The organism is Ochrobactrum sp. Q0168 (assembly GCF_016427605.1).
Taxonomy (GTDB): domain Bacteria; phylum Pseudomonadota; class Alphaproteobacteria; order Rhizobiales; family Rhizobiaceae; genus Brucella.
Genome location: NZ_JAELXQ010000016.1, coordinates 18,347 through 43,573 on the forward strand (window position 1 = coordinate 18,347; position 25,227 = coordinate 43,573).

Genomic DNA, 25,227 nt, shown 5'->3' on the forward strand with positions numbered 1-25,227 from the left:
GGGGCGGGCCGATGCTGCGTGTATTATTTTATCTGCTGATCGTTGTTGCCCTTGGTTTCGGCTTTGCCTGGCTGGCCGACCGTCCGGGCGAGCTGGATATCGTTTTCGCGGGCAACCATTATAATGTGCCGCTGATTACGGCGGTCGCCGGAATCGTGGCTATCGTGGCGGCGATCCTGCTTTTGTGGTGGCTGGTGAAGAGCATCATCCAGTCGCCCTACACGCTGCGCCGCCATTTCCGTGCACGCAAGCGCGACCGTGGATATCAGTCGCTTTCGACCGGCCTGATCGCTGCCGGAGCGGGCGATGCGGAAGCCGCGCGCCGCATGACCAAGCAGGCTGGCAAATTGCTGAATTCCGATCAGGAGCCGCTCATCAAGCTTCTGGAAGCGCAGACGGCGATGCTCGAAGGCCGCACCGACGATGCCCGCAAAGGCTTCGAGGCCATGCTGGAAGATCCGGAAACCAAGCTTCTGGGCCTGCGTGGGCTTTATATCGAAGCGCAGCGCGTCGGCGCGATTGAAGCCGCACGCCATTATGCTTCGGAAGCGGCCAAACAGGCTCCGCAACTGGAATGGGCTTCATCCGCGGTTATGGGCCAGTTCTGCGCTGATGGCGATTGGGACGGGGCGCTGAAGCTGGTCGAGGCGCGCAAGCAGGCGCTGGCGCACAGCAAGGATACGGTGAAGAAGGAACGCGCCGCGCTGCTGACGGCCAAGGCCATGGCGACGCTGAATGTGGACCATGCCCATGCCAAGACTATCGCGCTGGAGGCAAACAAGCTCGCGCCCGATCTGGTGCCTGCTGCGGTGGTCGCCGCGCAGGCGCTGTTTACCGATGGCGAAGTGCGCAAGGGTTCCAAGATTCTGGAGGCGGCGTGGAAGCGGTCCCCGCATCCAGATATCGCTTCCGCTTATGTCTATGCCCGCGCTGGCGACACCGCGCAGGACCGTTTGAAGCGCGCGCGGCATTTGGTGTCGCTGCGCTCCAACACCGCCGAAGGCAGTCTTGTCCTGGCGCGTGCGGCCTATGAGGCCGGAGATTTCAAGACAGCGCGCGATAATGCCGATCAGGTGCTGCGGGCGCGTCCGACGGAAAGCGTCTATCTGCTGCTGGCCGATATCGAGGAAGCGGAGACGGGCGATCAGGGCAAGGTGCGTCAGTGGCTCGCGAGGGCGCTCAAAGCGCCGCGTGATCCAGCCTGGACGGCCGACGGTTATGTTTCCGAGCGCTGGTCGCCAGTTTCACCAGTTACCGGCAGGCTGAACAGCTTTGAATGGAAAGTCCCGGTTGTTGAACTCGCGCCGGTTGTCGAGGCGGAAGAGCCGGAGATCAAGGGACCAGTGCCGGATATTAAACCGGCAGTGCCCGTGGTGGCGACGCCGCCCGTTCGCGAGGCACCCATGAAAGCCGCACCACAGCTCGATGTGGTGGAGGCCGAAGTGGTTGTGCCCGCCGCAGAGCCGGTGAAAGCCGCTGCGCCCCCACCCGTTCTGAAACGCGATGAAATTCCGCAACCGCCTCTTGATGCCTTGTCTGGTGATGATGCCAACGACGAGGACAAGCGCGGTCACTTTGTGGTCGACGACCCGGGGGTGGATCAAAACAATACACCGCGGAAGGCGCAAAGCGGCTTACGGTTATTTTAAGCGAGGTTCGGCTTGGTAAAGCGTTGCTGAAAAACAACGCATGCCGCTTCATCTGCTGCGAACCGTCTTTCATGACGGTTTGTCGCGTTGTCTGGCGTGTTTCCCCCGTTAGGTTCGCAGATAGGAAGGCAGCGTTTGCCTGAAGCGCTTCTGCATTGATACGTCTCGCGAGGGTGAATGTTCGATCGTCTGTTGGAATTTTTGAAAGATCTGCCCGGCAACGCTTCTCGCGATCGCAAGGGAGATATTTCCAACGACGATCCCAAGCTTGCCGCAGCTGCCCTTTTGTTCCACATCATGGATGTCGATGGCGAAACGCGGGAGAGCGAACGCAAAAAACTCGCTTCCATGCTGTCGCTGAAATACAATCTCAAGGGCGATGCGCTTAAGAAGCTGATCAAGGCCGCCGAAGTAGCCGATAGTGAGGCTATCGATTTCTCAAGCTTTACATCCGTACTCAAGCGGCAGCTCGACTATAATGCCCGGCTCGATTTCGTGGGGCTGATGTGGGAAATGGTCTATGCCGACGGGGATGTCAGCGAAGTGGAAGCGGACGTCACCTGGCGTATCGCCGAGCTTATCGGCATCCGCGAGGACGACCGCAACGCGCTTCAGGCGCGGGTTCAGATAGAAAAGGCGAGCCGCAGCTCGCCCTTCTGATCATCAAGTCCGCCCTTGCAGGTGGCGGGCCTTGCGTAATTGCGGGAACATCGCTGCCCAGATCATCGCTACGGCGATGGAGCCGATGCCGCCGATCACCACAGCCGGAACAGCGCCGAGCGCCGCAGCCATCAGGCCTGCGCGGAATTCGCCCAGTTCGTTCGATGCGCCGACGAAAACCATATTCACGGCATTGACGCGTCCGCGAACATGGTCCGGCGTCCATAGCTGCATGAGCGTTTCGCGGATATAGACGCTGATCATATCGGCAGCGCCGGCCAGCGCCAGTGCGACGACAGAAAGCCAGGTCAGCGTTGAAACACCGAAAATGACGTTGAACAGGCCGAACAACGCAACGAAGACGAACATCACCCGGCCTGCATGGTCGCGGATCGGATGACCGGCCAGCCAGATTGCAGTGAGAACCGCGCCGATGCCGGGCGCAGAACGCAGCAGGCCAAGCCCCCACGGACCGAGATCGAGAATATCGCGCGCATAGATCGGCAATAGTGCGACCGTGCCACCGAGCAGCACCGCGAAAAGATCGAGCGAGATTGCGCCCAGCACGATCTTTTCCTTCCAGATATAGCGAAAGCCTGCGAGCATGGTCGACAGCGACCGCTCTTCGGTCAGCGTATGCTGTCTGGGTTTCGGAATAGAGAAGATCAGAAGCGCTGCGGCGATCAGGAAGGCAGTCGCGACACAATAGGCTGCGACCGGCGAGATGCCGTAGAGCAAACCGCCCGCCACCGGCCCGACGATGGTTGCGACCTGCCAGGCGGACGAATTCCATGACACTGCATTGGCGAAATCTTCGGTCGGAACGAGGTTCACGACGAGCGATGCGGAGGACGGCCCAAGGAAAGCGCGCGCGATACCAAGCAGCAGCAGGCAGGCAAATACTGTTATCGGCTCGAAGAGGCCCGCCACCGTCAAAAGGAGCAGCAAGGCTGTAACGACCGCTTCCAGAACCAGCGACAGTCCCATGATCAGGCGTCTGCCGAAACGGTCGGCTGTCGCGCCCGTCACAAGGACAAGGAGCAATGCGGGCAGAAACTGCACAAGTCCAACCATGCCCAGATTGAAGGCGTCGCGGGTCTGGTCATAAATCTGCCAGCCGACCGAAACGCTGACGATCTGCACCGCAAAGGCGCTCAGAAAGCGTGCGACCCAATATTTCTTGAACGATGAGTGGCGGAATGCTGCGTAACGATCCGCAGAAGAAGCATCGGTTGAGGGGGACATTGCTTAAGACATCGAGAGGAAAGATGCTTGTTACTTACAACATCCCGCCCATGATCGGAATCACTTTTTGGTGGCAAATATTTCGCCGCTATTTGTACAGGCGAAAAGTCTTCAAATAAAAAAAGGCCGACGTGACGCCGGCCTAATCGATCCGGGAGGGCGGATCAATCTCTGCCGAGCAGGCCTTTCCAGATGATCGCGCCGAGTGCGGCACCGATCAGCGGAGCAACCCAGAACAGCCAGAGCTGGCTGAGCGCGGCCGTTTCGGCGAAGAGCGCAACGCCGGTGGAGCGAGCCGGGTTGACCGACGTATTGGTCACCGGGATCGAGATCAGGTGGATAAGAGTCAGGCCAAGGCCGATGGCGATCGGGGCGAAACCTGCCGGAGCGATCGACGATGTCGAACCCAGAATGATGATGATGAAGAACGCCGTCAGGACGATTTCGATCAGCAGGGCCGATGTCAGGCTATAGCCGCCCGGCGACAGTTCGCCATAACCATTGGAGGCAAAGCCGCCAGCCGTGAAACCGCTTTTCCCCGAAGCGATCAGATAGAGCACTGCCGCCGCAACAATCGCGCCCAGAACCTGTGCGATCCAGTAAGGGATCAGATCCTTTGCCGGAAGTCTTCCGCCGATCACGAGGCCGAGGGAAACAGCCGGATTGAAATGACCGCCGGAAATGCCGCCCACAGCAAAAGCCATAGTCAGGACCGTGAGGCCGAAAGCAAAGGCGACGCCAAGGAAGCCAATGCCAAGTTCAGGAAAAGCCGCAGCGAGCACCGCGCTACCGCAGCCGCCGAAAACCAGCCAGAAAGTACCGAAAAACTCAGCCGATAGTTTATTCAACATGGAAACCCCCAAGGTTGCTGTAGTGAAACTGGCCGAATGCGAATCAGATATCCAAAACTATATCCTTGTCATATTCTTCCGGCAATATTGTTGAAAGCAAAGAATGTTTGCTATGCTTTGCTTCCTGGAACTGTTTTAACAGTAATGGCGCAAATTTATCCCAATTCTATTCTGATATTTATTAAAATATGCCACAAGATATTGAATTTATTCAAATAATTCAGCTGGCTATCTGCTCAAGATCGAAGGGAGCTTTTTATCGGGATTGCTTGCTTCCCATTGAAGGGATTGTCATGACCGGACTGTCCCGCGTCATATTTGCAATGGAGTCTTGGCCTTGGCATGGTCTTCTGTCTTCGGGACATTGCGAAAGGCGCTGCATGCGCGTTATAAGCGAAGGCAGGCACGGGGCGGTCCCGCAACCGGAAACAGCCATTTCATAGGCTGTCGCAGAGCATGACAGGGAGTTGGCGGTTTGAAGAGGTATCCGAAGACCAGAGGATCGAAAGACCTATGGGGTAGCGCCGCAACCATGGCGCTGATTTCCGTTCTTTCCGGATGCACGGCGACCGCATGGACGGAAAAGGTCAAGATCGACTCCACGCCGATGCCGACCGAGTGCGCCGGATGGCAGAAGATCGAACTCAAGCAGCGCACGACCATGGTTCTGCTGCGTCAGGACCCGAAGCTTGTCGTCGATATCGATTCTCACAATCTCAAGGGACGCAATCTCGGCTGCTGGCAGTAGACGGCAGCTTCCGTGCTGGGCCTCAGGCCGGGCGCGCCAACCTTATATCGACTTTCTCGATTGTGCCGCGGAGGGCGGGCAACATCGTCTCGAAACGGATATTTCGACCGGGCTCGATGCTTTTACGTGCCGGCTCCAGCAGGCGTTCGCGTTTTTGTCCGTCGCTATAAGTGATGCTGACGATCAGCGTCGGGGGCAGCCGGGTCTCACGACTTTCGTTCCTGATACTGGCGCCCACATTCAACACATTGCCTTCGGCACGCTCGGCAATCTTGGTGGTGATGTCCGTCACCTTCAACGCGGAAACGAGCGGCAGAGACGGCGAGGGGGTGGCTGCAACATCCGATGACCTGCTGGTCATGATCGTATAGCCGCCCGCCATCCAGAAAGCGGTCGTGGCGCAAAAGGCCACCAGCACCCAATAGGCGACGCCCTGGCCGCGTGCGGTTTCAACAGAAATTGCCGACTGGTCCGGTTTGCGGAAAAGGCTGAAGCCCGACCGCCCGCGCGGTGTGCCGGGCATTTGCCGTTCCGGCAGCACGGTTTCGAATTCTGCATCCTCGACATCGACGGCAAGCGATAGACGCCATCCAGCAGACGTCGAAGCGCGCTCATGCGTGCGCGCATTGTCTGCGGCTGATGATTGCTTCGCCATCATGAAGTCATCTTCCTCTGCGTTTCCTCGGTCATTCCGGCCGCATAGCACTACAGTTGCAAATTCGTCAGGCCGTGGCGAAACGAGTAATTTTCGAGCCCCGGAGCGGAGCGTACTTTTGGGTACGTGAGCACCGGAGCACAGGAAATTGCTCGTTGCAGACCGGCATCACGAAGAATGCAACCGTAGTGTTAGGCTGCCGCAAAATGGTTAATGCTTCGCTCGCGAATTTTTTAACGGCTGAAACGGGTCGGATTTAACGCAAGATTAACCATAGAGGGTAAAGGTCGATCCGATATTGATGCGACGCGCGAACGCTCGCGCGCGCGAAGAACCGAAGAGAAGCTGACCGGTGATACGTTTCGAGAATGTCGGCCTGAGATATGGAATGGGACCTGAAATCCTGAAGGATGTCAGTTTCCACATACCGCCGCGTTCATTCCAGTTTCTGACCGGCCCTTCGGGCGCTGGCAAGACGTCGCTGATGCGCCTGCTCTTCATGGCGCTGAAGCCGACACGTGGCCTGATCAACGTGTTCGGCAAGGATGTGGCGCGGCTCGACCATAGGGAGGTGCCGCTGCTGCGCCGCCGTATCGGCATTGTGTTTCAGGATTTCCGCCTGCTCGACCACATGACCACTTACGAGAATGTGGCGCTTCCGCTGCGGGTGCGCGGCAAGGAAGAAGCCACCTACCGGCACGAGGTGGAAGAACTGTTGCATTGGGTCGGCCTTGGCGACCGCATGGGCGTTCTGCCGCCGGTTTTGTCCGGTGGTGAGAAGCAGCGCGCCGCGATTGCGCGTGCGCTGATCGACCAGCCCGAACTGCTGCTGGCCGACGAACCGACCGGCAATGTCGATCCGCCGCTGGCCAAGCGCCTGTTGCGCCTTTTCACGGAGCTTAACCGCTCGGGCACGGCTGTCATCATCGCCACGCATGATCTTTCCCTGATGGATCAGGTCAATGCGCGGCGCATGATTCTGGAACATGGGCGGCTCGACATCTATGAATAAGCCCGGCAATGGCCGTCCAGGCGGCTGGCAAAAAACTTTGGATGATCTGAAGGTTCGTTTCGAAGACCTGAAGGATATGGTTCTGGTGCGGGTCGGCAAGCGCCGGCAGCGCAAGGGGCCGAGCCCGATTGTGCCCGATGGAAGCGTTACCGGCACCGCTTTGGTGACGGTTATCGCGATCATGACCTTTCTCGCCTGCCTGACCATGGGGGGCGTGTCGCTGGTTCGCGCATCGGCTGCCGCCTGGCAGAGCCAGATTGCGCGGGAGGCGACCATTCAAATCCGCCCGGTCGAAGGGCAGGATATCGAAAAGGCCTTGCAGCAGGCGAGCGACATCGCGCGCGGCTTTGCGGGCGTGAAGGCGACCAATATCATCGACAAGGATGCCACTGCGCGTCTGCTGGAGCCGTGGCTTGGCACCGGACTCAACATTGACGAACTGCCCGTGCCGCGTCTTGTCGTTGTGACCATTGATGAAAGCGCGCCGCCCGATTTCGGCACCATGCGAACCGAACTGACCCGCGCCATTCCCGCAGCCAGTTTCGACGATCACCGCACCTGGGTGGATCGGCTGGTGTCGATGGCGCATACCACGGTTCTGGTTGGCACGGCGGTTTTGTCGCTGGTGATTGCGGCGACTGTTCTCACCGTCATTTTCGCCACGCGCGGCGCGATGTCCGGCAACGGCCATATCATCGAGGTCCTGCATTTCATCGGCGCGGAATCGAAATTCGTGGCGCGTGAATTCGAATGGCATTTCTTCCGCACGGCGCTGAAGGGCGCCCTGTTCGGAGGCGCCGCCGCCATGCTGGTTTTCCTGATCTTTTCCTGGTGGGCTTCACGCCATATGGCGACGCCGGAAGGCGATCAGGCGGCCGCCATGTTCGGCAGCTTCGCCATTGGTCGCAGCGGCTATCTGGGTGCCGCCGCCATCATCATTCTGGTCAGCGTCCTGACCATGCTGACCAGCCGCCTGACGGTGATCCGCCAGCTCGCAACCATGGATGGTCCGGGAGTGCGCTCCGAATGACGATCTTTTGGCCCAATACGCACCGCCGCACGCGAATTCCTGGTAGCTTTCCGAGTTATCGCCGCAATGCTGCGTATGATAGCCAAAGGAACGACGGACGAATCGCGCGCGCATGGAGCGGCGGATACCGGGCGAGTAACGATGCGGTGGCAGAGAAACGAACAGCGGAAGAGTTGCAAGCTGGCGCCGTGGTCTGGCGGCGCAGTCCCCCTATCGTTGCCCCTTCATCCTTGCTGCTTGCGCCAACCCGATTCCTGTGGTCTGTCATGATGCGCATGCTCAGACGTTTTCAACCCATTTCCTTCGTGCTTTTTGCGTTGCTTCTGGCCTTTCTCGTCGGCTTTGTCGCCTTCGGGGAGAAAGTGACGAGCATGACACCGCCTGTGATTGACGAACCCGCCGATGCGATCGTGGTCCTGACCGGCGGTCAATCCCGCATTCAGGCTGCGGTCGATCTGTTGCAGGAAAAGCGCGGCAAGCGTCTGCTGATCAGCGGCGTGCACCCCTCGACCAATGAAAAATCCATACAGCGCGCCACCCATGCCGATCCGAGCCTGTTCGACTGCTGTGTCGATCTTGACCGTTCCGCCCGCAATACCGTCGGCAATGCCGAAGAAAGCGAGCATTGGATTCGCACCAATGATTACCATCGGGTGATCGTCGTCACGAACAATTATCATATGCCGCGCAGCATTCTGGAAATGTCCTACCGGATGAAGGACGTAGAGTTCGTGCCCTATCCGGTGGTGAACGCCGAGGGTCGTGGACAAAGCTGGGTCGCCGAGGGTGATACGCTGCGCGTGCTGTTCGTGGAATATGTCAAATATCTGGGCGCGCTCGTGCGCGTCGGCGCGTCGGAAATTTTCGGCTTCGACATTTTGAACGGCGTGGCCGGTCAGAAAATCAATCGGTAACAAACAGTAAAATCCCGGCGGGCAGTCACGGTTTTCTGTATGGAAAACGGGACAGTTCCTGATATACGAGTGCCCGAGATTTCGGAAAGCTAGGGTCTGACAGTTTTTCGAGATTGTGTCTCTCTCACGGGACGTGCTCTAGCCGGGACATTCGCCGACACGATGCTTCTCTATCTGCGTTCAATTCTCTTCAATGCGGCGTTTTACATCTGCACGCTGGTGCAGATGATCGTCTATACGCCGTTCTATTTCCTGCTGCCGCGCAAGAAGGCATGGATCGTGCCCAAGCTCTGGGCGCGGGTCAATCTCAAGCTCCAGAAGATCATTGCCGGGACGGATTACATCATTGAAGGGCTCGAGAATATCCCTGAGGGCGCCTATATCTGCGCGCCCAAGCACCAGTCGGCCTGGGATACCTATGCCTTCCTGCCTTATCTGGACGATCCGGTTCTGATCCTGAAGCGCGAATTGATGCGCATTCCGCTGTTCGGCTGGTATGTCGCCAAGATGGAGATGATCCCGGTGGATCGCGGATCGCGCGTCAAGGCGCTGCATTCGATCACCAAGGGCGCGGAAAAGGCCATTGCCGAAGGGCGTCAGATCCTGATCTATCCCGAAGGCACCCGCCGCGCGCCTGGCGCGCCGCCGCAATATAAATATGGCATCGTGCATCTTTACGATGCGCTTAATCTGCCGGTTTTGCCGATTGCCCATAATGCCGGGCTCTACTGGCCGCGCCGCAAATTTCTGCGCTTTCCGGGCACCATTCGTTGCCGCGTTCTGCCGCCCATTCCGGCGGGGCTTGAAAAGGAAGAATTTCTGCGCCGCCTGATCGAAACCACCGAAACGGCCTGCGACGAGCTTCTGGTTGCGGCAAGCCGCGATCCCAACCCACCCCCGATGCCACCGACAGCTGTTGAACGATTGAAGGAACTGGGCGTTTTACCGCGCCCTTAGAGCGCGTTTCGATCTGATTGGATCAGATCGGCGCTCTAACTGTTTGTTGTAACGCGCATCTTGTCCGAAAACCGTTTCACACTTTTCGGGATGCGCTCTAAATCTTCGACATCCTTCCCTTTGAACATCAGCTAAATGACAATTGGTCGCGTTTTATTGAACTTTCGTTTTTCTTGCACGGAAACATGAAACCCGTTATCAGAGCGCGACACGAAAGGACCCATCATGAATATTGATGCCATTTCCATCGGAACCAATCCTCCCGAAGACGTCAACGTCATCATCGAAGTTCCGGTCGGCGGCCAGCCGATCAAGTACGAGATGGACAAGAAGTCCGGGGCTCTGATCGTTGACCGTTTTCTCTACACGCCGATGACCTATCCGGGCAATTACGGTTTCGTACCGCATACGCTCTCGGAAGACGGCGATCCGATTGACGTTCTCGTCTGCAACACCCGTCCGCTGGTGCCGGGTTCTGTGATCAATGTCCGCCCGATCGGCGTTCTGGTCATGGAAGACAATTCCGGCAAGGACGAAAAGATCATCGCCGTTCCGTCGCCGCACCTGACGCGCCGTTACGAGAAGATCCATGATTACACGGATATGCCGGAAATCACGCTGAAGCAGATCGCGCATTTCTTCGAGCATTACAAGGATCTGGAACCCGGCAAGTGGGTCAAGATCGGCGATTGGGGCGATGAAGACTACGCCCGCAAGTTCATCGTCGAAGCGATTGAACGCGCCAAGGGCAAGTAATCGCCCATTTCATGAATTGAGTTCAAAACAAAAGCGCCCGATGGATCATCGGGCGCTTTTGTATTTGATGTCTGCTTTGCCGATCAGAGGAAGAGCGGCAGCAGTGTCGTCCACATGAACTGGCGAATGAAGAAGATGATCAGGAGCAGGATGATCGGCGAAATGTCGATCCCCCCGAGATTGGGCAGGAGATTGCGGATCGGGCGCAGAACCGGCTCGGTTACCTTGTAGAGGAACTCTCCGACAGAGGCCACGAAGCGATTGCTGGAATTGACGACATTGAACGCATAGAGCCACGAATAAATGGCGCTGGCGATGATGATCCACGTATAGATGTCGAGCGCCAGATCAATGGTGCGGAACAATGCTATCATGAGTGTCTGTCTCCTTGACGATTGGCCGAGATGTAGCGATTGCTGCGTTTAAGGACAAGTGCCCGATGGAATGTCGGCTCAACTTTCGTGACTGAAATGCCGTTCTGCGGCGTTATTCAAGCCCATTTGGATGCGCTTTATTCTCTGATCGCCGCATTTATCGTTAGTGTTTGCTAATATTATGTGCGGTGTTGCTATGCTCCGTAATAAATGCCAAGTGAATTCGGCAATGCTGGCTGGATTTGGCTGAACGGATAAAACGGCAATGAATATTTCAGAAAATGGTCGCGATCCCTATAAGGACCGCAAAAGCATCGAGTTTTCTTTCCGCGCCAAACGGTTTGCTCATATCCAGAAGCTGATCGAAGCCGCACTTGCCGAAAAGCCTGAAGGCGAAAAGGTAGAGATTCTCGATCTTGGCGGATCGGAAAAATATTGGCTGATCGGCGAAGCCTTCATTGAAGCCAACCGCGACCGCCTGCATTTCACACTGATCAATCCTGAAAAGCAGGAAGAGAAGGACACGGAAACTTTCACCTTTCTGGTCGGTGACGCAACCGACCCGGCGCTTTTTGCCGGGCGGACTTTCGACGTCGTTCATTCCAATTCGGTGATCGAACATGTCGGCGACTGGGCTGCTATCACGCGATTTGCGGAAAATACGCGCAGGCTGTGCAGGCGCTACTATATGCAGACGCCGAATTACTGGTTTCCCTACGAACCGCATTTCCGCTTTATCGGTTTTCAGTGGCTGCCGGTGGCGGTGCGCATCTGGCTGATGACCAAGATGCGGCTGGGCTTTTTCGAGCGTCAGAAAAGTGCCGAGGAAGCCCGTTTTCACGTGGAATCGATCCGGCTTCTAACCACCGGGCAGGTGCGCGAGCTCTTCCCGGATGGGCGGATCGAGTTTGAAAAGATTGCCGGTTTGGCGAAATCCATTCTCGCGATCAGGGACTGATCGCTTCTCATCACCCTGCTCGGTCAATCGAAATCACGCGGCAGGTGTGATTTGGCGGCAATCAAATTGCCGACATGTTCCAGCGCATGATCGCGCACGCGCATGTCGCGCAGATGTTTCAGCGTATTGGCCACATAGTCGATATTTGCGCCCGATTCGCCACGCGCGGATGCAACAATCGCTGCCGCGTCCTCGGCCTTGAGCGCGCCCGCATATTGCACATGGCGGCGGTCGGCCACATAGACCAGTCCCTGAACATCGCGTCCGTCGTGGAGGCGCAGCCGCAGCCTCTTTTCGTGGTAGACATTGTTCGACATTTCGCGTTCGCGCAAATAGACCATCACCTCCTCGGTCATCTCGCCCGGCACGCGAAAGGCCATGCCAAGGCAGGAGCCGCCCGCGTCCAGGCCAAGCACCAGTCCGGGATGGTCGGGCGAGCCGCGATGAAAATGCGAATAGATGCAAAGGCTGCGGCGATAGCCGTGCAGACGGGCGCGAACGGTTTCCACATGCGCGAAGCCGGGACGCCACATCAGCGAGCCATAGCCGAAAACCCAGAAATCACTCGACCGCTTTTCATCGATACTGTGTGTCATGATGGTATAGTATTTGCCGTCTCGTGGTGGATTTCCATGGGTAATTAATGGATATCCCTCGTTTTTTCTGAACCGCCCCTTCACAAGACTCATTCCTGCCATAATATGGCCAAGAGTGAGGGAGAGCTAAACATTGTATCGAAAGATGCGTCGCTGGCGGCTTTGCCGCTTCTCAGACTCTAATCTCTGACCGACATAAGGTTTTTCGATGATGCATCCCGGAACGGAAGCTGGAACGAAACAACGGAAATCCAGAAAGCGGCAGATTGCGCTCGGCATTTTCCTGATCGTTTTGGCCGCTGCCTATACAGCCGGGTGGTTCTATGTGTCCGACCGTCTGCAAACGCGCGCGACGGCGGATATGGCCAAGCTTTCCGCCCAGGGCATTGGCGTGCGCTGCGAGGATTTGCGCACCAGCGGCTATCCTTTGCGGGTCAATGTGGTCTGCGACAGCATTTCCTGGCAGAAGCCGAGCGCCGGGATGGCTTTTCGCGCCGGGCGTTTCACCTCGGGTTCACCGGTCTATGCGCCGCGCTCGCTCAGCAACGATCTGACCGGACCTGCCTTTATTGAATTCCCCGGATTGCAACCGCTTGAAGTCAACTGGAGCAAGTTCAGTTCCAACACCCGCCTTGCCCGCCCGTTCCCGACCGAGATCGCGCTCGAAGCGCGCGACATCGTGGTCGGTCGCCGCACCGAAGCCACCACGACAGAGCCCCTGAGCAGTCTGGAGCAAATGGATTTCAGCATGAGCGCTGCCGAGGGCGCGCTGAAGCTGACGGGCCGCTTTGCGGGGCTGAAGCTTGCAGCACCGGTGATCGGTAACGCCAAGAGCCCTGAGATCGACGGTGTTGCCGATATCGAGATCGCCGATGCCGCCACACTTCTGGCGTCCAGCTCTTCCGATTTCAGTCAGCGCCTTCGCGGCCATAGCGGCACCATCAATCAGGCATTTCTCTCCATGCCCAATGGGGCAATGGTCTCGCTGACCGGCCCGTTTTCAATTGATGACGAAGGGCTGATCAATGCCGACGTGAAGCTCACGCTGGTCAATGCCCAGTCGCTGGCGCAGGCAGGTCAGACGGTTTTCCCCGAGCAGGGCAGCAATATCGCCACCATCCTCTTCGCGCTTTCAGCCATGCCGAAAGACGAAAACGGCAATCCCATGCTGGAGATTGCCGTTCGCAAGGGCAAGGCTAACGCCGGGTTCATTCCGCTTGGGCGTTTACCGGCGTTGTAGGGGAGTAGGGGGAATAAGGGAGTAGGGCAGTATGTTGGAGCGCATCCCGAAAAGTGTGAAACGGTTTTCGGATAAGATGCGCGTTAAAAATGGCTGCCCTATCCGTTGCCTTACTTCTTTTCGGCGGTGCGCGTCGCAGCTTGACGGCCAAAGTCGGGCGCATCCACTTCCTGACCCGCATCGATAATGCCACGGCGCACCGCACGCGTGCGCGTGAAGAGGTCGAACAAGGCCTCTCCGTCGCCCCAGCGGATCGAGCGTTGCAAGGACGCTAGATCTTCTGAGAACCGCCCCAGCATTTCAAGGATCGCGTCCTTGTTATGCAGGCAGACATCGCGCCACATGGTTGGGTCCGATGCAGCCAGACGCGTGAAATCGCGGAAACCGGATGCGGAATATTTGATGACTTCCGATTTCGTCACCTGCTCCAGATCGCTGGCCGTGCCGACGATGTTGTAGGCGATGATATGCGGCAGATGCGAGACGATGGCCAGCACCAGGTCATGGTGCTGAGGGTCCATGTGGTCAAGCCGCGAACCGCAGGCCGTCCAGAAGGCGGTGAGCTTTTCCAGCGCCACTTCATCGGTGTCGGGAAGCGGCGTGAGGATGCACCAGCGATTGTTGAACAGCTCGGCAAAGCCGGCGTCCGGGCCTGAATATTCCGTTCCGGCCAGCGGGTGGCCCGGAATGAAATGCACGTTGGCGGGCAGTTCCGGCTGCATCTGCGCAATCACGGAAGCTTTCGTGGAGCCGACATCGGTGACGATGGCGCCAGGCTTCAGGCTTCCCGCGATCTGCTTTGCGACGGTGCCGGACGAACCGACCGGCACCGAGACGATAACCAGATCGGCATCCCTGACCGCTTCGGCGCTGTCGGTCGTGTAGCTGTCGCCGAGGTTCAGTTCCTCGGCGCGCTTCAGGGTCTCGGCGCTGCGGGTTGCGATTGCGATGTGCTTGGCAAGGCCTTCGCGACGGATGACGCGCGCCAGCGACGAACCGATGAGGCCGATACCGATCAGCGCGATTTTATCAAAATGGATCGTAGACATTGATCTTACTTTAAAAACTCGGTGAGTGCGGCAACGACGCCGCGATTGGCTTCTTCCGGTCCGACAGTCATGCGCAGCGCGTTGGGGAAACCGTATCCGCCAACGCGGCGCAGAATATAACCGCGCTTGGAAAGCCACTCATCCGCCTTGTCCGCCGAATGGGCGGCGTCTTCAGGGAAATGGATCAGAAGGAAATTCGTCACCGAAGGTGTCACCCGCAGGCCGAGCTTTGTGAACTCATCCGTCAGCCAGGACAGCCACTTGTCGTTATAGGCGACCGACTTTTCGACATGGTTGCGGTCGCGAATAGCTGCCGCACCGGCGGCAATCGCTGCCGAGTTCATGTTGAACGGGCCGCGAATGCGGTTGACCGCGTCGATCACATGGGCTGGCGCATACATCCAGCCGATCCGCAGGCCCGGAAGGCCATGGATCTTCGAGAAGGTGCGGGTCATCACGACATTCTCGTTCGACGACACCAGTTCGAGACCAGCCTCATAATCGTTGCGGCGCACATATTCGGCATAGGCAGCGTCGAGGATAAGCAGGACGTGCTTCGGCAGGCCCGCATGCAGGCGGCGCACTTCTTCAAACGGCAGATAGGTGCCGGTCGGGTTGGCCGGATTGGCGATGAAGACAACCTTGGTGCGCGGTGTGATGCCCGCAAGAATGGCGTCCACATCGATGCGCGCATTGCTTTCCTTCACCGTTACCGGTGTTGCACCGGCGGCCAGCGTCTGGATCTTGTAAACGGCAAAGCCATGTTCGGTGATGATGGCTTCGTCACCCGGCGCAAGATAGGTCTGGCAGAGCAGGCCAAGCAACTCGTCCGAACCGTTGCCGCACATGATGTTGCCAATGTTCAAGCCTTGCGTTTCGGCAATCGCCTCACGCAGCGCCAGCGCTTGTCCGTCGGGGTAAAGTTCCAGCTTTTCGCCCGCGTATCGATAGGCCTCCACCGCATGGGGGCTTGGGCCGATGGGGGTCTCGTTGGAGGAGAGCTTATAGACCTTGGCAACGCCTTCCACATGTTCCTTGCCGGGCACATAGGCTGCGATGTTGAGCAGGCCGGCCTTGGGCTGGGGACGGGAAAGGTTTTGCTGATCGGTCATGATTTTGGCTCCGCCAAAAGAACAGTGTTGATGAACGGGACACTCAAGGGATTTGAGCCCCGATGCGACATAAACCGCCATGGGCGCGAAGTCGAGAAAAACCTTGTTTTCAAGGGAAAAGCGTCAGGTTTCCGCTTCTTTCTGCTTTGCTTTGCGCAGTCCTCCGACGGGGGTTCCGAGTACCGGTACGAAAACACGCCGCGACGAGCGCTGCGCAACCGGCAGGCCCTGATAGAGACGCTTCTGGGCTTCCACCACCAGAACGCCGGAGAAAAGCGGCCAAAGCCGCCGCCCAAGACCTTCCAGTGCCAGACAGGGGCGCATCATCCAACGACGCGTGGCGGGTGGAAAATGCAGCGCGTCGCTGACGGTGTTGACCGTGAAATTGGCTTCGCGCAACAAGGTGGAAAGCTGGTCGCGGCTATAAGGCCGGCCGCTGCCGAAAGGTGTGTGTTCGAAGCGGGCCCAGACGCCGCGTCGGTTCGGCACCACGATCACCAGCCGACCATTGGGGGCGAGCACGCGCCACATTTCCTTCAGCGTTTCCGGCGCGCTTTCGGCATATTCCAGTGCATGAACCATCAAAATGCGGTCGATGGAGGAGTCCGGCAGAGGCAATTCTTCGTCAAACACCAATGCCGTGGTGGATTTTTCCGCCGACGGCCAGGCGATAGCGCCCTGTCCGGCTGGCATGAACGCAAAAGTGCGTTCGGTATCGGCGCTGAACCGATCGAGATAGGGCAGGCTGTAGCCCATTCCGATGAGACGTTCGCCCGGAACACGTTCCCAAAGACCGGCAATCGCCATGCGTATGGCGCGCTCGGCCAGATGACCGAGTGTCGTGTCGTAAAAGGAGCGCAGTTCGATAATGTCCGGGTGCATGCGGGCACGCTATATCAAATCCTGTCGTCAGGAAATGGATATAAGCCTGCGCCTATTGACAGGCGGGGTGCATTTTCGTGAAAGCGTGCTATAGAGCGTGCCTTCCGTATCGAAGCAAAAGAAGATCAGGAGAGAACCGGCAATGCCAGAAGTCGGCGGCAAGACGATAGAAATTCTGTTCAGTCCGGAAGATATTGCCGGTCGCAATCTTGAACTGGCGAAGGCTATTGCCGAACGCAAGTTTCACAATCTGCTGACGATTTCTATTCTCAAGGGCTCGTTCATTTTCGCAGCCGACCTCATCCGCGCCATGCATGATGCAGGCGTTGAACCGGATGTCGAGTTCATCACCGTTTCCAGCTATGGCAAGGGCACGACCAGCACCGAAGTTCGCCTGCTGCGCGATATCGACAGCGAAGTTCGTGATCGCGACGTGCTGTTGATCGACGATATTCTGGAATCAGGCAAGACGCTCAAATTCGTCCGCGAACTGATGCTGGAACGCGGTGCGCGCAGCGTCAGCATCGCCGTCCTGCTCGACAAGAGCGTGCGGCGCAAGGTCGATCTGGAGGCGGATTTCGTCGCCTTCGAATGCCCCGACTATTTTGTCGTCGGCTACGGCATGGACGTGGCCCATTCGTTCCGGCAGCTGCCGTATGTCGGACACGTTAAAGATTAATTTGCTAAACAGCTTTTAGTCGAACTGTAACAGGCGCTGCAGATATTCTTTTTCCATCTGCGGCGTCAGGGCATTGCCGAGCCTGCGGCGGATCTCATCCAGAATTTCGCGCGCGCGCTGAATATCGATTTCACCGGGAATTTTGGTTCCGCTGCCGTCATCGGCTCCCATGCCCTGCTGGCGTCCGAGCGGATCTCGGCCACGCGCACCATTGGCGCCGTTCTGGCCTTGCCCGTCCTGACCCATCGCCTGCTGCATCTTTTGCATCATGTCGCGTCCGGCGCGGCGCAAGGCGTCAAGAGCGCTGCCCTGATTGTCGTTGGCTTCTGCGCCTTCATTGCGCCCCAGCGCTTCGGCGGCATTGCCCATGGATTTTCCGGCATCGCCGAAATCCTTGCCGGGTTCGATGCCCATGCCTTTCAGGTCTTCCGTGAGCTTCTGCAATTCCTGTTGCAGTTGCTGCTGCTGCTGTTGCAGCTTGCGCATGGCCTCTGCCGTCTTTTCATCCGTCGGGCCGCCCTGCTGCGAGCCGCCACCCTTGGAGCCGTCATCGCCGGGGAAAAGGCCTTCCATGTCTTCGGCTTCGCCTTGAATACCCGCACCCGGATTGCTGTCGAACTGGCGCTGCTGCTGCTGGTCGAGATTGAAGGTCTCATTCATCATCTGCTGCTGGCGGCGCATCAGGTCGCCAAGCTTGTTCATCTGCTGCTGCATCTGCCCTTGCTGGCCCTGCTGTCCCTGACCTTGCTGGCCGGGTTGCGCCTGTCCCATCTGCAAATTGTTCATCAGGTCCTGCAATTGCGAGAGAAGCTGTTCGGCCTGATCGCGGGAACCCTGACGGGCCAGATTTTCGATCTGGTCCATCATGCGCTGCAGGTCTTTTTCCGTCAGCATCCGCGCATTGGGGTCAGGCGCTGACTGGCGGGCATTCGGGTTTTGCTGCTGGCGCTGGGCGAATTCGCGCAGGAAGTCCTGCATCGCCTTGCGCAGATCGGCGGTGAGTTTCTCGATCTCTTCCTGCGAAGCACCGTTTTGCAGGGCATTTTTCAGGGCTTCCTGCGCCTGACGCAGACGCCTTTCGGCTGCCGATAGATTGCCGTCCTCGATACCGAGCGCTACCTGCCACATATAATCGGCGGCATCGCGAAGCGAATCATCGCTGCGCGCCAGACGAAGCTTTGTGCGGATGGTCACGAGGCCCAAATAATGCGCGGCGTTCTTGATGGTTTCTTCCGGGCGCAGCATCAGGGCCGACAGCATGTCCAGCACATGGTCGCGCTGGTTGGCATCAAGCGCCAGAATACGCCGCTGTTCGGCAATAGCGCGCGCCAGCGGATTGCTGAAAGGCCGCTCGGGAAGCGTTATCGTCTTGGTTTCGCTGCGGCCAACCTGACCTGCCGCGTCGGTGACGACGAGGGTCAGCGCTATCTTCTGGCCCGCCCATGGATGTTCGGTCAGGTCTTTTGACGTGGTGGCTTCCTTCACGCCGCGGCGTGGCAGCGCGAGCGGTAGTTCCGGCGCTTCGTAAAGCGGGGAAGCTTCTTCATCTTCATCGATTTCCAGCGGTACGATTTCGGCAAAAGCCTTGGCTGGCATATAGTCGTCATCGATCGCGTAGGTCAGTTGCAACGTGCCGTTCAGCGCGCGACCGGGCTCCTTGGTAAAGCGGATTGTCGGCGGCGTGTCCGGCGTCACCGCAAATTTCCAGCGCGCATCCGTGCCGGAAAGGGTCACAGTTTCGTCTTCGCGTAAATCGTAACGGAAATTGCGGCTGCCATCGACAGCGCTTTCTTCCGGCGTCTGTACCGGCCTCAGCCCTTGGGCTTGCGTTTGCTCTTCCTTGGGGGCAACGGGCTGAACTTCCCGCTGCTCGCCTTCTGCATTGGTTGCGGTGAGGCGCTCCGAGCTGCCGCCGATGACACGTACCGAAAGCACACTGCCCTCAGGGACATTGATCGCTTCGGCATTGCGGCTGTTGTCGGCGCTGGCCGTCAGGAAGACCGGCGCGCGGCCCGTATAGCGTGGCGGCGTCACCCAGGCATCGACGCGGGCAAGAGCAGTGCCATCGCCGGGGCGAATGTGAAAAGCGTCGGCAATGCGCCCGCTGCCAGCACTGGACGTATAGGCGAGCGCCGTGATGAACAGCAGCACCACACCGGCGCGCAGACCGTAAGGATCGCGTTCCGGCAGGCGCGGTCGCGGCAGGCCGGATTGCAGGTTCCTGAGCCGTTCGGCCATACGCTTCTGATGTTCGCGCCAGAGAGCCTGCGAAAAAGGATCGTGTGTGCCGGTGGCCATGTGGCCGGACTGCACGGCCAGCGGCTCATGCACAAGGCCATTCACCGCTTCGATCCGCGCCGTCACATCGTCTTGGGTTGGCTGGCAGAAGCGAGACGGAAGATAGAGCGCAACCAGCCCTGCCAGTGCGAAGATCGTCAGCACGGCGATATGCAGCCAGCGCGGCATCATGCTGAACAGGCCAAACCAGCTGATGCTTGCGAAAAGGGCTGCCAGCAGAATCAGCGGCAGGACCAGCGGCCACAAACGTTCGAAAGCAACGGACAGGAAGGTGCGCAGACGGAGACGCCGCAACACAGCGCCGTCGCCTGAAAACAGGCGCAAAAAGGCATCCCGCATCAATTGCGGCTTGTCCTTCTTGTCATGGCCTTGATCCGTCATCCGGGCTTTCTGCTCTGTCTGCCAGCGTGCAATAGAATGACAGGATAACATGCATCATGGCAAAGGCGAGGCTTTGCCATGATTAATATGGGCCCTGATTAATTGGGCCCGATGGCCTACAGCCAGTCCGGTATGGAATCGAGCGCAAGCAGCTCTTCGTAAGTGTGGCGTGGGCGAACGACATGGAAGCGGTCACCATCCACCAGAACTTCTGGCACGAGCAGGCGACTATTATAAGTGCTCGACAGAACCGCGCCGTAAGCGCCAGCGGTGCTGACTGCGATCAGATCACCGGGCGCTGGCTTTGTCGTTTCCCGGTCGAGGCCGAGATAGTCGCCCGTTTCGCAAACAGGCCCGACGAAATCGGCGCGGATGCGCGGTGCGTCATCCTTTGCCAGCCTGACCGGACGGATATCGTGGAATGCTTCATAAAGCGTCGGGCGGATGAGATCGTTCATCGCGGCATCGACGATGATGAAGTTCTTCGCATCGCCTTCCTTGACGAAAATCACTTCCGTCACCAGCAGACCGGCATTGCCGACGATCAGACGGCCCGGCTCGAAAACGGTCTTGAGGCCGAGCGGCTTGATGTGCTTGGCAACAATTTCCGCATAGGCCACGGGCAGCGGCGGCGGGTTGTTGTCGGTGCGGTAGGGAATGCCGAGACCGCCGCCAACATCGACATGGCGGATATTGTGGCCATCGGCGCGCAATTCCGTCACCAGCTGCGCCATCAGCGCAAAGGCATTGTCGAAGGGTTCAAGATCGATGATCTGGCTGCCGATATGCATATCGATGCCGACCACGTCGATGCCCGGAAGGCTGGCCGCACGGGCATAGGCCTCACGCGCCTTGACGCGCGGAATGCCGAACTTGTTTTCAGACTTGCCAGTCGAGATCTTGGCGTGGGTCTTGGCGTCAACATCCGGATTGATGCGCAGCGATACCGAGGCAACCTTGCCAGCGGCAACGGCGCGGGCCGAGAGAATTTCCAGCTCCGGTTCGGATTCGACGTTGAAGCAGTAGATACCGGCCTGTAGCGCGAAATCCATTTCGCGCGGCGTCTTGCCGACGCCGGAAAAAACGATCTTGCTGGCAGGAATGCCAGCGGCGAGCGCACGGCGGATTTCGCCTTCCGACACTGTATCGGCGCCAGCGCCGAGTTTGGCCAGCGTCTTCAACACGGCCTGATTGGAATTCGCCTTCAGCGCATAGGCGATCAGCGGTTCCATATCGGCGAAAGCTTCGCTGAACACGCGGAAATGGCGCTCGATCGTGGCGCGGGAATAGACGTAGAACGGCGTGCCTACCGCCTTGGCGATTTCAGGCAGGCTGACATTTTCGGCGTGCAGCATACCGTCGCGATATTCAAAATGATTCACGGAAGATAGTCCTTAAGAACTAGAGCAGCTTATCAAGAATGAAAGGCTTGTCTTCCTTGGGTTTCGGCTTGGTATGCCCTTGATCGTCGGTGATCAGCGACGACGGAGGCGGCTCAAGCGGGCCTTTGCGTCCACAGGCGGCAAGTGTGGCCGCGAGTGCGGCGATCATAAGCACGGTCGAAATAGCGGAGCGGCCTGTCATCAGCTTTGGTTCCTGAATCAAAATCTCTTTGCGCTAGCTGTAACGCAAAATTCTCAAGAGTGAAATCATCCGTTGACCGGATGATTTCACATGACTTTATCTTGAACGGCGATCAGTGTTTGAATCAAAAAGCGGCAGGCCGTGGCGAAAATGGTGATTTCGAGAACCGGAGCTTGAGCCGTACTTTTGGGTACGTGAGCCTAGGTAAGCGCAGAAATTGCCATTTGCAGACCGGCATGGCGACTTTTAGATCAGACACTCACGCCTTCACGATACGCTTTTTCCAGTACCGGATCTGGCGGCGCACTTCCTGCGGGGCCGTGCCTCCGAAGGACTGACGGCTCTTGACCGATTTCTCAACGGTGAGATAGCCGAAGATCGCATCGGTGATGCCGGGATGGATCGATTGCAGCTCTTCCAGCGAGAGCTTGGCAAGGTCGACCTTGCGGCTTTCGGCCAGTGCCACAGCGCGGCCCGTGACGTGATGCGCTTCGCGGAAGGGCAGGCCCAGTTCCCGCACCAGCCAGTCGGCCAGATCGGTTGCTGTGGAATAGCCTGAACCGGCAGCTTTCTTCATGGATGCGACATTGATGGTCAGGTCGCGCACCATGCCAGCCATGGCGGCGATGGCAAGTTCCAGATTTTCGGCAGCGTCGAAGACCTGTTCCTTGTCTTCCTGCATGTCCTTGGAATAGGCGAGCGGCAGGCCCTTCATGATGGTCAGAAGAGCAACCAACGAACCGTTGATCCGGCCGGTCTTGGCGCGCACCAGTTCGGCGGCATCCGGGTTTTTCTTCTGCGGCATGATGGACGAGCCGGTGGAGAAGGCGTCGGACAGGCGCACAAAGTTGAACTGTGGCGTCGACCAGATGACGATTTCTTCGGCAAGGCGCGACAGATGACCGGCGCAGATGGCGCTGAGCGACAGGAATTCCAGCGCATAGTCGCGGTCGGAAACGCTGTCGAGCGAATTGCGGGTCGGTTCGCGGAAGCCGAGCGTCTTCGCCGTCATGTGGCGGTCGATCGGGAAGCCGGTGCCTGCAAGGGCGGCAGCGCCCAGCGGCGATTCATCCATGCGCTCGATGGCGTCACGCACGCGGGACAGATCGCGCCCGAACATTTCCACATAGGCCATGCAATGATGACCAAAAGTGACAGGCTGTGCGGTCTGGAGATGGGTGAAGCCCGGCATGACGGTTGCCGCATGTTCTTCGGCGCGTTCCAGAAACGCTTCGATCAGGTTTTTCAGGGCGGCGGCGGTCTTTTGCAGTTCCTGCTTCACCCAGAGGCGGAAATCGACAGCCACCTGATCGTTGCGCGAGCGGGCGGTGTGCAGGCGTCCGGCGGAAGGGCCGATCAGATCGGCCAGCCGCGCCTCGATATTCATGTGAATGTCTTCGAGCTTGCGCGAGAAGGTGAACTTGCCGTCCTCAATCTCCTTGAGGATGGTTTTCAGGCCCAGCTCGATCTGTTTGTGATCGTCTGCCGTAATGATGCCCGTCTTTGCGAGCATGGCTGCATGGGCGAGCGAGCCTTGGATGTCTTGCGCGTAGAGCTTGCGGTCGAAGCCGATCGATGCATTGATCTCTTCCATGATCGCATCGGGTCCTGAGGCAAAACGGCCGCCCCACATCTGATTGCTTGATTTTTGTTCGCTCATGCTCATATGCCCCGAGTGACGATTTGGCCGGATATTAGAAAGAAGTGACGCGACATGGCAGAAGACAACGAAAAGGCGAAATCGGGAAATCGCAAGATCGTCCTTCTTGCAGCCCTTGCCGGTGTCATTGCCGGTATCGGGGCGGTATACGTGATGGAGCGCCCCTCTGGCAATGTGGTAGCCGCTAATGTTTCTGCCGAAAATGACGAAGCGTCCGCCCAATGCGCCTTAAAAGCGGATTCCGTGAAGGCGCTCGACGCGGCTGCAACCGGCGGCGTGGCCGCCATGCGCCCGGCGGAAAAGCCGATTTCCGTCGCGCATCTTGCCTTCACCGGCCCTGACGGCAAGCAGATGACGCTTGGCGATTACAAGGGCAAGTCGCTTCTCGTCAATCTCTGGGCGACATGGTGCGCGCCATGCCGCGAGGAAATGCCAGCGCTGGACAAATTGCAGGCCGAAAAGGGCGGTAAGGATTTCGATGTGGTGGCAATCAATATCGACACAGGCTCCGACGACAAGCCGAAGGGCTTTCTGAGCGAGATCGGCATCAAGAACCTCACGCTGCATCGCGATGCGACCATGGCGAGTTTCAATGAGCTGAAGCGGAAGAACCTTGCTTTCGGTCTGCCGGTCACGCTTCTGGTCGATAAGGATGGCTGCCAGATCGCCTCCATGAACGGCCCCGCCCCATGGGAAGGGCCTGACGCCATGAAACTGATCGAAGCAGCGCAAAAACTTTAACGCTCGACAAAGGGGCGAATTGGTGGCTTGCTCCTTTTTCAAAGGAGAGATCCCCATGAGCCTCGACGTCTGGCTTGCATTTACCGCCGCATCCATTGTGCTGCTGATCATTCCGGGGCCGACGGTTCTGCTCGTCGTATCCTATGCGCTGGGGCAGGGTTGGAAGACGGCTTTTCCGATGGCGGTGGGCGTGGCGCTTGGCGATTTCACGGCGATGACGCTCTCGATGCTGGGTGTCGGCGCTTTGCTTGCCGCTTCCGCAGCCGTGTTCACGGCGGTCAAATGGATCGGTGCTGCCTATCTCGTCTGGCTCGGCATCAAGCTGTTCCGGGCAGGCGGTACGATGAATGCGAAGGCGCGGCATGACAAGGTGCATCCGGCAAAGATGCTGGTTCATGCTTGGCTGGTGACGGCGCTCAACCCGAAAAGCATTACTTTCTTCGTGGCGTTTCTGCCGCAGTTCCTCAGCCCGCATCGGGATTTTCTGACCCAGATGCTGGTTTTTGAGAGCACTTTTCTGGTGCTCGCTTTCCTCAATGCTTTCGCTTATGCGCTGACGGCGGCACGGGCGCGGCGCTTCTTTGCCAGCGAGCGGGCCTTGCGGATTTTCAATCGCGCAGGCGGTACTCTGCTGATTGGGGCTGGTGTGGCGACCGCCACGATCCGCTCAAGCTGAAGTAAACCCACCCCGTTTCAGCCTCACAATGGCAAGATCGAGCGCTGACAGAAAGGCCGAACGGTCCTTGGGCGAGAACGGTGCCGGGCCGCCGGTGATCTCGCCTGCGGAGCGCAGCGAATCCATCAGATTGCGGGTCGCGAGCGTATTGCCGATGGTGCTTTGGGTGTGAACGCGTCCATTGGGCGCGATGACCGATGCGCCCTTCTCAAGCGAACGGCTGGCCAGCGGAATATCGGCGGTGATGACGATAGCGCCCGGTTGTGCATTCTCGGCGATCCAGTCGTCGGCGGCGTCGAGCCTGTCCGATACCACAACCCGCTCCACCCGTTCGGCATCGCGCGGGATTGCCACGAAACTATTGGCGACCAGCACGACAGGCAGGCCGTGCCGTTCGGCCACACGGTAGATTTCAGCCTTCACCGGACATGCATCGGCGTCGACAAGAACACGGATCGTATTGGTTTCAGTGGTCATCTGTTCTCCATAAAAGGAGTGCTGGCTTTTGGCAAATTGAACG

At 58.3% G+C, this 25,227-nt stretch carries 26 protein-coding genes; 13 read left to right on the forward strand and 13 right to left on the reverse strand.

What is annotated here, in order from left to right; genetic code table 11:
* The first annotated feature begins 11 nt into the window (after positions 1-11).
* Together JAU75_RS19845 and JAU75_RS19850 are read left to right on the forward strand one after the other, a co-directional pair.
* Positions 12-1,649 carry a heme biosynthesis protein HemY gene (locus JAU75_RS19845; protein WP_199058174.1) on the forward strand — a complete coding sequence of 546 codons (1,638 nt, stop codon included), beginning with the start codon at positions 12-14 and terminating at the stop codon, positions 1,647-1,649.
* 177 nt (positions 1,650-1,826) lie between these two features.
* The gene (locus JAU75_RS19850; RefSeq protein ID WP_199058175.1) at positions 1,827-2,309 is read left to right on the forward strand and encodes a TerB family tellurite resistance protein; all 483 of its coding nucleotides are present in this window, start codon (positions 1,827-1,829) and stop codon (positions 2,307-2,309) included.
* Positions 2,310-2,312: 3 nt separating this feature from the next.
* Here the strand turns inward: JAU75_RS19850 and JAU75_RS19855 are convergent, their stop codons facing one another.
* Both JAU75_RS19855 and aqpZ read right to left on the reverse strand, forming a co-directional pair.
* A complete protein-coding gene (locus JAU75_RS19855) occupies positions 2,313-3,554 on the reverse strand; it encodes an MFS transporter (protein ID WP_199058176.1) in 1,242 nt (413 codons plus the stop codon).
* A gap of 164 nt (positions 3,555-3,718) precedes the next feature.
* On the reverse strand, positions 3,719-4,405 hold the full coding sequence (aqpZ, locus tag JAU75_RS19860; protein ID WP_199058177.1) for an aquaporin Z: 687 nt from the start codon (positions 4,403-4,405) through the stop codon (positions 3,719-3,721).
* Positions 4,406-4,937: 532 nt separating this feature from the next.
* Here aqpZ and JAU75_RS19865 point away from each other — a divergent pair.
* The gene (locus JAU75_RS19865; protein ID WP_199058252.1) at positions 4,938-5,153 is read left to right on the forward strand and encodes a hypothetical protein; all 216 of its coding nucleotides are present in this window, start codon (positions 4,938-4,940) and stop codon (positions 5,151-5,153) included.
* Positions 5,154-5,175: 22 nt separating this feature from the next.
* Here the strand turns inward: JAU75_RS19865 and JAU75_RS19870 are convergent, their stop codons facing one another.
* Positions 5,176-5,811, reverse strand: a complete 636-nt coding sequence (locus tag JAU75_RS19870; RefSeq protein WP_199058178.1) for a hypothetical protein — start codon at positions 5,809-5,811, stop codon at positions 5,176-5,178.
* Positions 5,812-6,196: 385 nt separating this feature from the next.
* Here JAU75_RS19870 and ftsE point away from each other — a divergent pair, with 385 nt between their 5' ends.
* From ftsE to ppa, 5 genes are all read left to right on the forward strand, one after another.
* Positions 6,197-6,820 carry a cell division ATP-binding protein FtsE gene (gene ftsE / locus JAU75_RS19875; protein WP_210277118.1) on the forward strand — a complete coding sequence of 208 codons (624 nt, stop codon included), beginning with the start codon at positions 6,197-6,199 and terminating at the stop codon, positions 6,818-6,820.
* Positions 6,813-7,850 carry an ABC transporter permease gene (locus JAU75_RS19880; RefSeq protein ID WP_199058179.1) on the forward strand — a complete coding sequence of 346 codons (1,038 nt, stop codon included), beginning with the start codon at positions 6,813-6,815 and terminating at the stop codon, positions 7,848-7,850. The genes ftsE and JAU75_RS19880 overlap by 8 nt, the downstream gene beginning before the upstream one ends.
* The gene (locus JAU75_RS19885; protein WP_199058180.1) at positions 7,847-8,764 is read left to right on the forward strand and encodes a YdcF family protein; all 918 of its coding nucleotides are present in this window, start codon (positions 7,847-7,849) and stop codon (positions 8,762-8,764) included. The genes JAU75_RS19880 and JAU75_RS19885 overlap by 4 nt, the downstream gene beginning before the upstream one ends.
* A gap of 162 nt (positions 8,765-8,926) precedes the next feature.
* The gene (locus JAU75_RS19890) at positions 8,927-9,721 is read left to right on the forward strand and encodes a 1-acyl-sn-glycerol-3-phosphate acyltransferase (protein ID WP_199058181.1); all 795 of its coding nucleotides are present in this window, start codon (positions 8,927-8,929) and stop codon (positions 9,719-9,721) included.
* Positions 9,722-9,946: 225 nt separating this feature from the next.
* Positions 9,947-10,477, forward strand: coding sequence for an inorganic diphosphatase (gene ppa / locus JAU75_RS19895; protein ID WP_078337519.1), 531 nt, complete (start codon positions 9,947-9,949; stop codon positions 10,475-10,477).
* Positions 10,478-10,560: 83 nt separating this feature from the next.
* On the opposite strand, the gene JAU75_RS19900 is transcribed toward ppa, so the two are convergent.
* Complete coding sequence (locus JAU75_RS19900; RefSeq protein ID WP_078337518.1) at positions 10,561-10,851, reverse strand: YggT family protein; 291 nt, start codon at positions 10,849-10,851, stop codon at positions 10,561-10,563.
* 265 nt (positions 10,852-11,116) lie between these two features.
* Here JAU75_RS19900 and JAU75_RS19905 point away from each other — a divergent pair, with 265 nt between their 5' ends.
* Positions 11,117-11,809, forward strand: coding sequence for a class I SAM-dependent methyltransferase (locus JAU75_RS19905; protein WP_199058182.1), 693 nt, complete (start codon positions 11,117-11,119; stop codon positions 11,807-11,809).
* Positions 11,810-11,832: 23 nt separating this feature from the next.
* Here the strand turns inward: JAU75_RS19905 and JAU75_RS19910 are convergent, their stop codons facing one another.
* On the reverse strand, positions 11,833-12,405 hold the full coding sequence (locus tag JAU75_RS19910; RefSeq protein ID WP_199058183.1) for a gamma-glutamylcyclotransferase: 573 nt from the start codon (positions 12,403-12,405) through the stop codon (positions 11,833-11,835).
* A gap of 211 nt (positions 12,406-12,616) precedes the next feature.
* Between JAU75_RS19910 and JAU75_RS19915 the strand changes: the two genes are divergently transcribed.
* Positions 12,617-13,645: a DUF2125 domain-containing protein gene (locus JAU75_RS19915; protein ID WP_199058253.1), complete on the forward strand. Its 1,029-nt coding sequence runs from the start codon at positions 12,617-12,619 to the stop codon at positions 13,643-13,645.
* A 110-nt stretch (positions 13,646-13,755) separates the two neighbouring features.
* Here JAU75_RS19915 and JAU75_RS19920 read toward each other — a convergent pair whose 3' ends face one another.
* The 3 genes from JAU75_RS19920 to JAU75_RS19930 form a co-directional block, all read right to left on the reverse strand.
* Positions 13,756-14,694 (reverse strand): prephenate/arogenate dehydrogenase family protein, encoded by a 939-nt coding sequence (locus JAU75_RS19920; protein WP_199058184.1) that lies wholly within the window; start codon positions 14,692-14,694, stop codon positions 13,756-13,758.
* Positions 14,695-14,699: 5 nt separating this feature from the next.
* A complete protein-coding gene (gene hisC / locus JAU75_RS19925; RefSeq protein ID WP_199058185.1) occupies positions 14,700-15,806 on the reverse strand; it encodes a histidinol-phosphate transaminase in 1,107 nt (368 codons plus the stop codon).
* Between the two features lie 123 nt (positions 15,807-15,929).
* Complete coding sequence (locus JAU75_RS19930) at positions 15,930-16,688, reverse strand: class I SAM-dependent methyltransferase (RefSeq protein ID WP_199058186.1); 759 nt, start codon at positions 16,686-16,688, stop codon at positions 15,930-15,932.
* Between the two features lie 142 nt (positions 16,689-16,830).
* Here JAU75_RS19930 and hpt point away from each other — a divergent pair, with 142 nt between their 5' ends.
* Positions 16,831-17,367 carry a hypoxanthine phosphoribosyltransferase gene (gene hpt, locus JAU75_RS19935; protein WP_124915119.1) on the forward strand — a complete coding sequence of 179 codons (537 nt, stop codon included), beginning with the start codon at positions 16,831-16,833 and terminating at the stop codon, positions 17,365-17,367.
* 15 nt (positions 17,368-17,382) lie between these two features.
* On the opposite strand, the gene JAU75_RS19940 is transcribed toward hpt, so the two are convergent.
* The 4 genes from JAU75_RS19940 to argH all read right to left on the reverse strand — a co-directional run bounded on the left by JAU75_RS19940 (position 17,383) and on the right by argH (position 23,290).
* Positions 17,383-20,046 carry a TIGR02302 family protein gene (locus JAU75_RS19940; RefSeq protein ID WP_199058187.1) on the reverse strand — a complete coding sequence of 888 codons (2,664 nt, stop codon included), beginning with the start codon at positions 20,044-20,046 and terminating at the stop codon, positions 17,383-17,385.
* A 116-nt stretch (positions 20,047-20,162) separates the two neighbouring features.
* Positions 20,163-21,428: a diaminopimelate decarboxylase gene (gene lysA / locus JAU75_RS19945; protein ID WP_199058188.1), complete on the reverse strand. Its 1,266-nt coding sequence runs from the start codon at positions 21,426-21,428 to the stop codon at positions 20,163-20,165.
* Between the two features lie 19 nt (positions 21,429-21,447).
* A complete protein-coding gene (locus JAU75_RS19950) occupies positions 21,448-21,630 on the reverse strand; it encodes a lipoprotein (protein ID WP_078337809.1) in 183 nt (60 codons plus the stop codon).
* A gap of 259 nt (positions 21,631-21,889) precedes the next feature.
* Entirely contained in the window at positions 21,890-23,290 is a 1,401-nt protein-coding gene (argH, locus tag JAU75_RS19955) for an argininosuccinate lyase (protein ID WP_199058189.1), read from the reverse strand.
* 54 nt (positions 23,291-23,344) lie between these two features.
* Between argH and JAU75_RS19960 the strand changes: the two genes are divergently transcribed.
* Both JAU75_RS19960 and JAU75_RS19965 read left to right on the forward strand, forming a co-directional pair.
* The gene (locus tag JAU75_RS19960) at positions 23,345-24,031 is read left to right on the forward strand and encodes a TlpA disulfide reductase family protein (RefSeq protein WP_199058190.1); all 687 of its coding nucleotides are present in this window, start codon (positions 23,345-23,347) and stop codon (positions 24,029-24,031) included.
* Positions 24,032-24,086: 55 nt separating this feature from the next.
* Positions 24,087-24,707 (forward strand): LysE family translocator, encoded by a 621-nt coding sequence (locus JAU75_RS19965; protein ID WP_199058191.1) that lies wholly within the window; start codon positions 24,087-24,089, stop codon positions 24,705-24,707.
* On the opposite strand, the gene JAU75_RS19970 is transcribed toward JAU75_RS19965, so the two are convergent.
* Complete coding sequence (locus JAU75_RS19970) at positions 24,699-25,184, reverse strand: YaiI/YqxD family protein (RefSeq protein ID WP_199058192.1); 486 nt, start codon at positions 25,182-25,184, stop codon at positions 24,699-24,701. The genes JAU75_RS19965 and JAU75_RS19970 overlap by 9 nt on opposite strands.
* Positions 25,185-25,227 lie beyond the last annotated feature (43 nt).

Excerpts from the sequence above, each read along its gene's own strand:
- JAU75_RS19845 (WP_199058174.1), top strand. The coding sequence starts at position 12 with ATGCTGCGTGTATTATTTTATCTGCTGATCGTTGTTGCCCTTGGTTTC.
- JAU75_RS19850 (WP_199058175.1), top strand. The coding sequence starts at position 1,827 with ATGTTCGATCGTCTGTTGGAATTTTTGAAAGATCTGCCCGGCAACGCT.
- JAU75_RS19855 (WP_199058176.1), bottom strand. The coding sequence starts at position 3,554 with ATGTCCCCCTCAACCGATGCTTCTTCTGCGGATCGTTACGCAGCATTC.
- aqpZ (WP_199058177.1), bottom strand. The coding sequence starts at position 4,405 with ATGTTGAATAAACTATCGGCTGAGTTTTTCGGTACTTTCTGGCTGGTT.
- JAU75_RS19865 (WP_199058252.1), top strand. The coding sequence starts at position 4,938 with ATGGCGCTGATTTCCGTTCTTTCCGGATGCACGGCGACCGCATGGACG.
- JAU75_RS19870 (WP_199058178.1), bottom strand. The coding sequence starts at position 5,811 with ATGATGGCGAAGCAATCATCAGCCGCAGACAATGCGCGCACGCATGAG.
- ftsE (WP_210277118.1), top strand. The coding sequence starts at position 6,197 with ATGGGACCTGAAATCCTGAAGGATGTCAGTTTCCACATACCGCCGCGT.
- JAU75_RS19880 (WP_199058179.1), top strand. The coding sequence starts at position 6,813 with ATGAATAAGCCCGGCAATGGCCGTCCAGGCGGCTGGCAAAAAACTTTG.
- JAU75_RS19885 (WP_199058180.1), top strand. The coding sequence starts at position 7,847 with ATGACGATCTTTTGGCCCAATACGCACCGCCGCACGCGAATTCCTGGT.
- JAU75_RS19890 (WP_199058181.1), top strand. The coding sequence starts at position 8,927 with ATGCTTCTCTATCTGCGTTCAATTCTCTTCAATGCGGCGTTTTACATC.
- ppa (WP_078337519.1), top strand. The coding sequence starts at position 9,947 with ATGAATATTGATGCCATTTCCATCGGAACCAATCCTCCCGAAGACGTC.
- JAU75_RS19900 (WP_078337518.1), bottom strand. The coding sequence starts at position 10,851 with ATGATAGCATTGTTCCGCACCATTGATCTGGCGCTCGACATCTATACG.
- JAU75_RS19905 (WP_199058182.1), top strand. The coding sequence starts at position 11,117 with ATGAATATTTCAGAAAATGGTCGCGATCCCTATAAGGACCGCAAAAGC.
- JAU75_RS19910 (WP_199058183.1), bottom strand. The coding sequence starts at position 12,405 with ATGACACACAGTATCGATGAAAAGCGGTCGAGTGATTTCTGGGTTTTC.
- JAU75_RS19915 (WP_199058253.1), top strand. The coding sequence starts at position 12,617 with ATGCATCCCGGAACGGAAGCTGGAACGAAACAACGGAAATCCAGAAAG.
- JAU75_RS19920 (WP_199058184.1), bottom strand. The coding sequence starts at position 14,694 with ATGTCTACGATCCATTTTGATAAAATCGCGCTGATCGGTATCGGCCTC.
- hisC (WP_199058185.1), bottom strand. The coding sequence starts at position 15,806 with ATGACCGATCAGCAAAACCTTTCCCGTCCCCAGCCCAAGGCCGGCCTG.
- JAU75_RS19930 (WP_199058186.1), bottom strand. The coding sequence starts at position 16,688 with ATGCACCCGGACATTATCGAACTGCGCTCCTTTTACGACACGACACTC.
- hpt (WP_124915119.1), top strand. The coding sequence starts at position 16,831 with ATGCCAGAAGTCGGCGGCAAGACGATAGAAATTCTGTTCAGTCCGGAA.
- JAU75_RS19940 (WP_199058187.1), bottom strand. The coding sequence starts at position 20,046 with ATGACGGATCAAGGCCATGACAAGAAGGACAAGCCGCAATTGATGCGG.
- JAU75_RS19950 (WP_078337809.1), bottom strand. The coding sequence starts at position 21,630 with ATGACAGGCCGCTCCGCTATTTCGACCGTGCTTATGATCGCCGCACTC.
- argH (WP_199058189.1), bottom strand. The coding sequence starts at position 23,290 with ATGAGCGAACAAAAATCAAGCAATCAGATGTGGGGCGGCCGTTTTGCC.
- JAU75_RS19960 (WP_199058190.1), top strand. The coding sequence starts at position 23,345 with ATGGCAGAAGACAACGAAAAGGCGAAATCGGGAAATCGCAAGATCGTC.
- JAU75_RS19965 (WP_199058191.1), top strand. The coding sequence starts at position 24,087 with ATGAGCCTCGACGTCTGGCTTGCATTTACCGCCGCATCCATTGTGCTG.
- JAU75_RS19970 (WP_199058192.1), bottom strand. The coding sequence starts at position 25,184 with ATGACCACTGAAACCAATACGATCCGTGTTCTTGTCGACGCCGATGCA.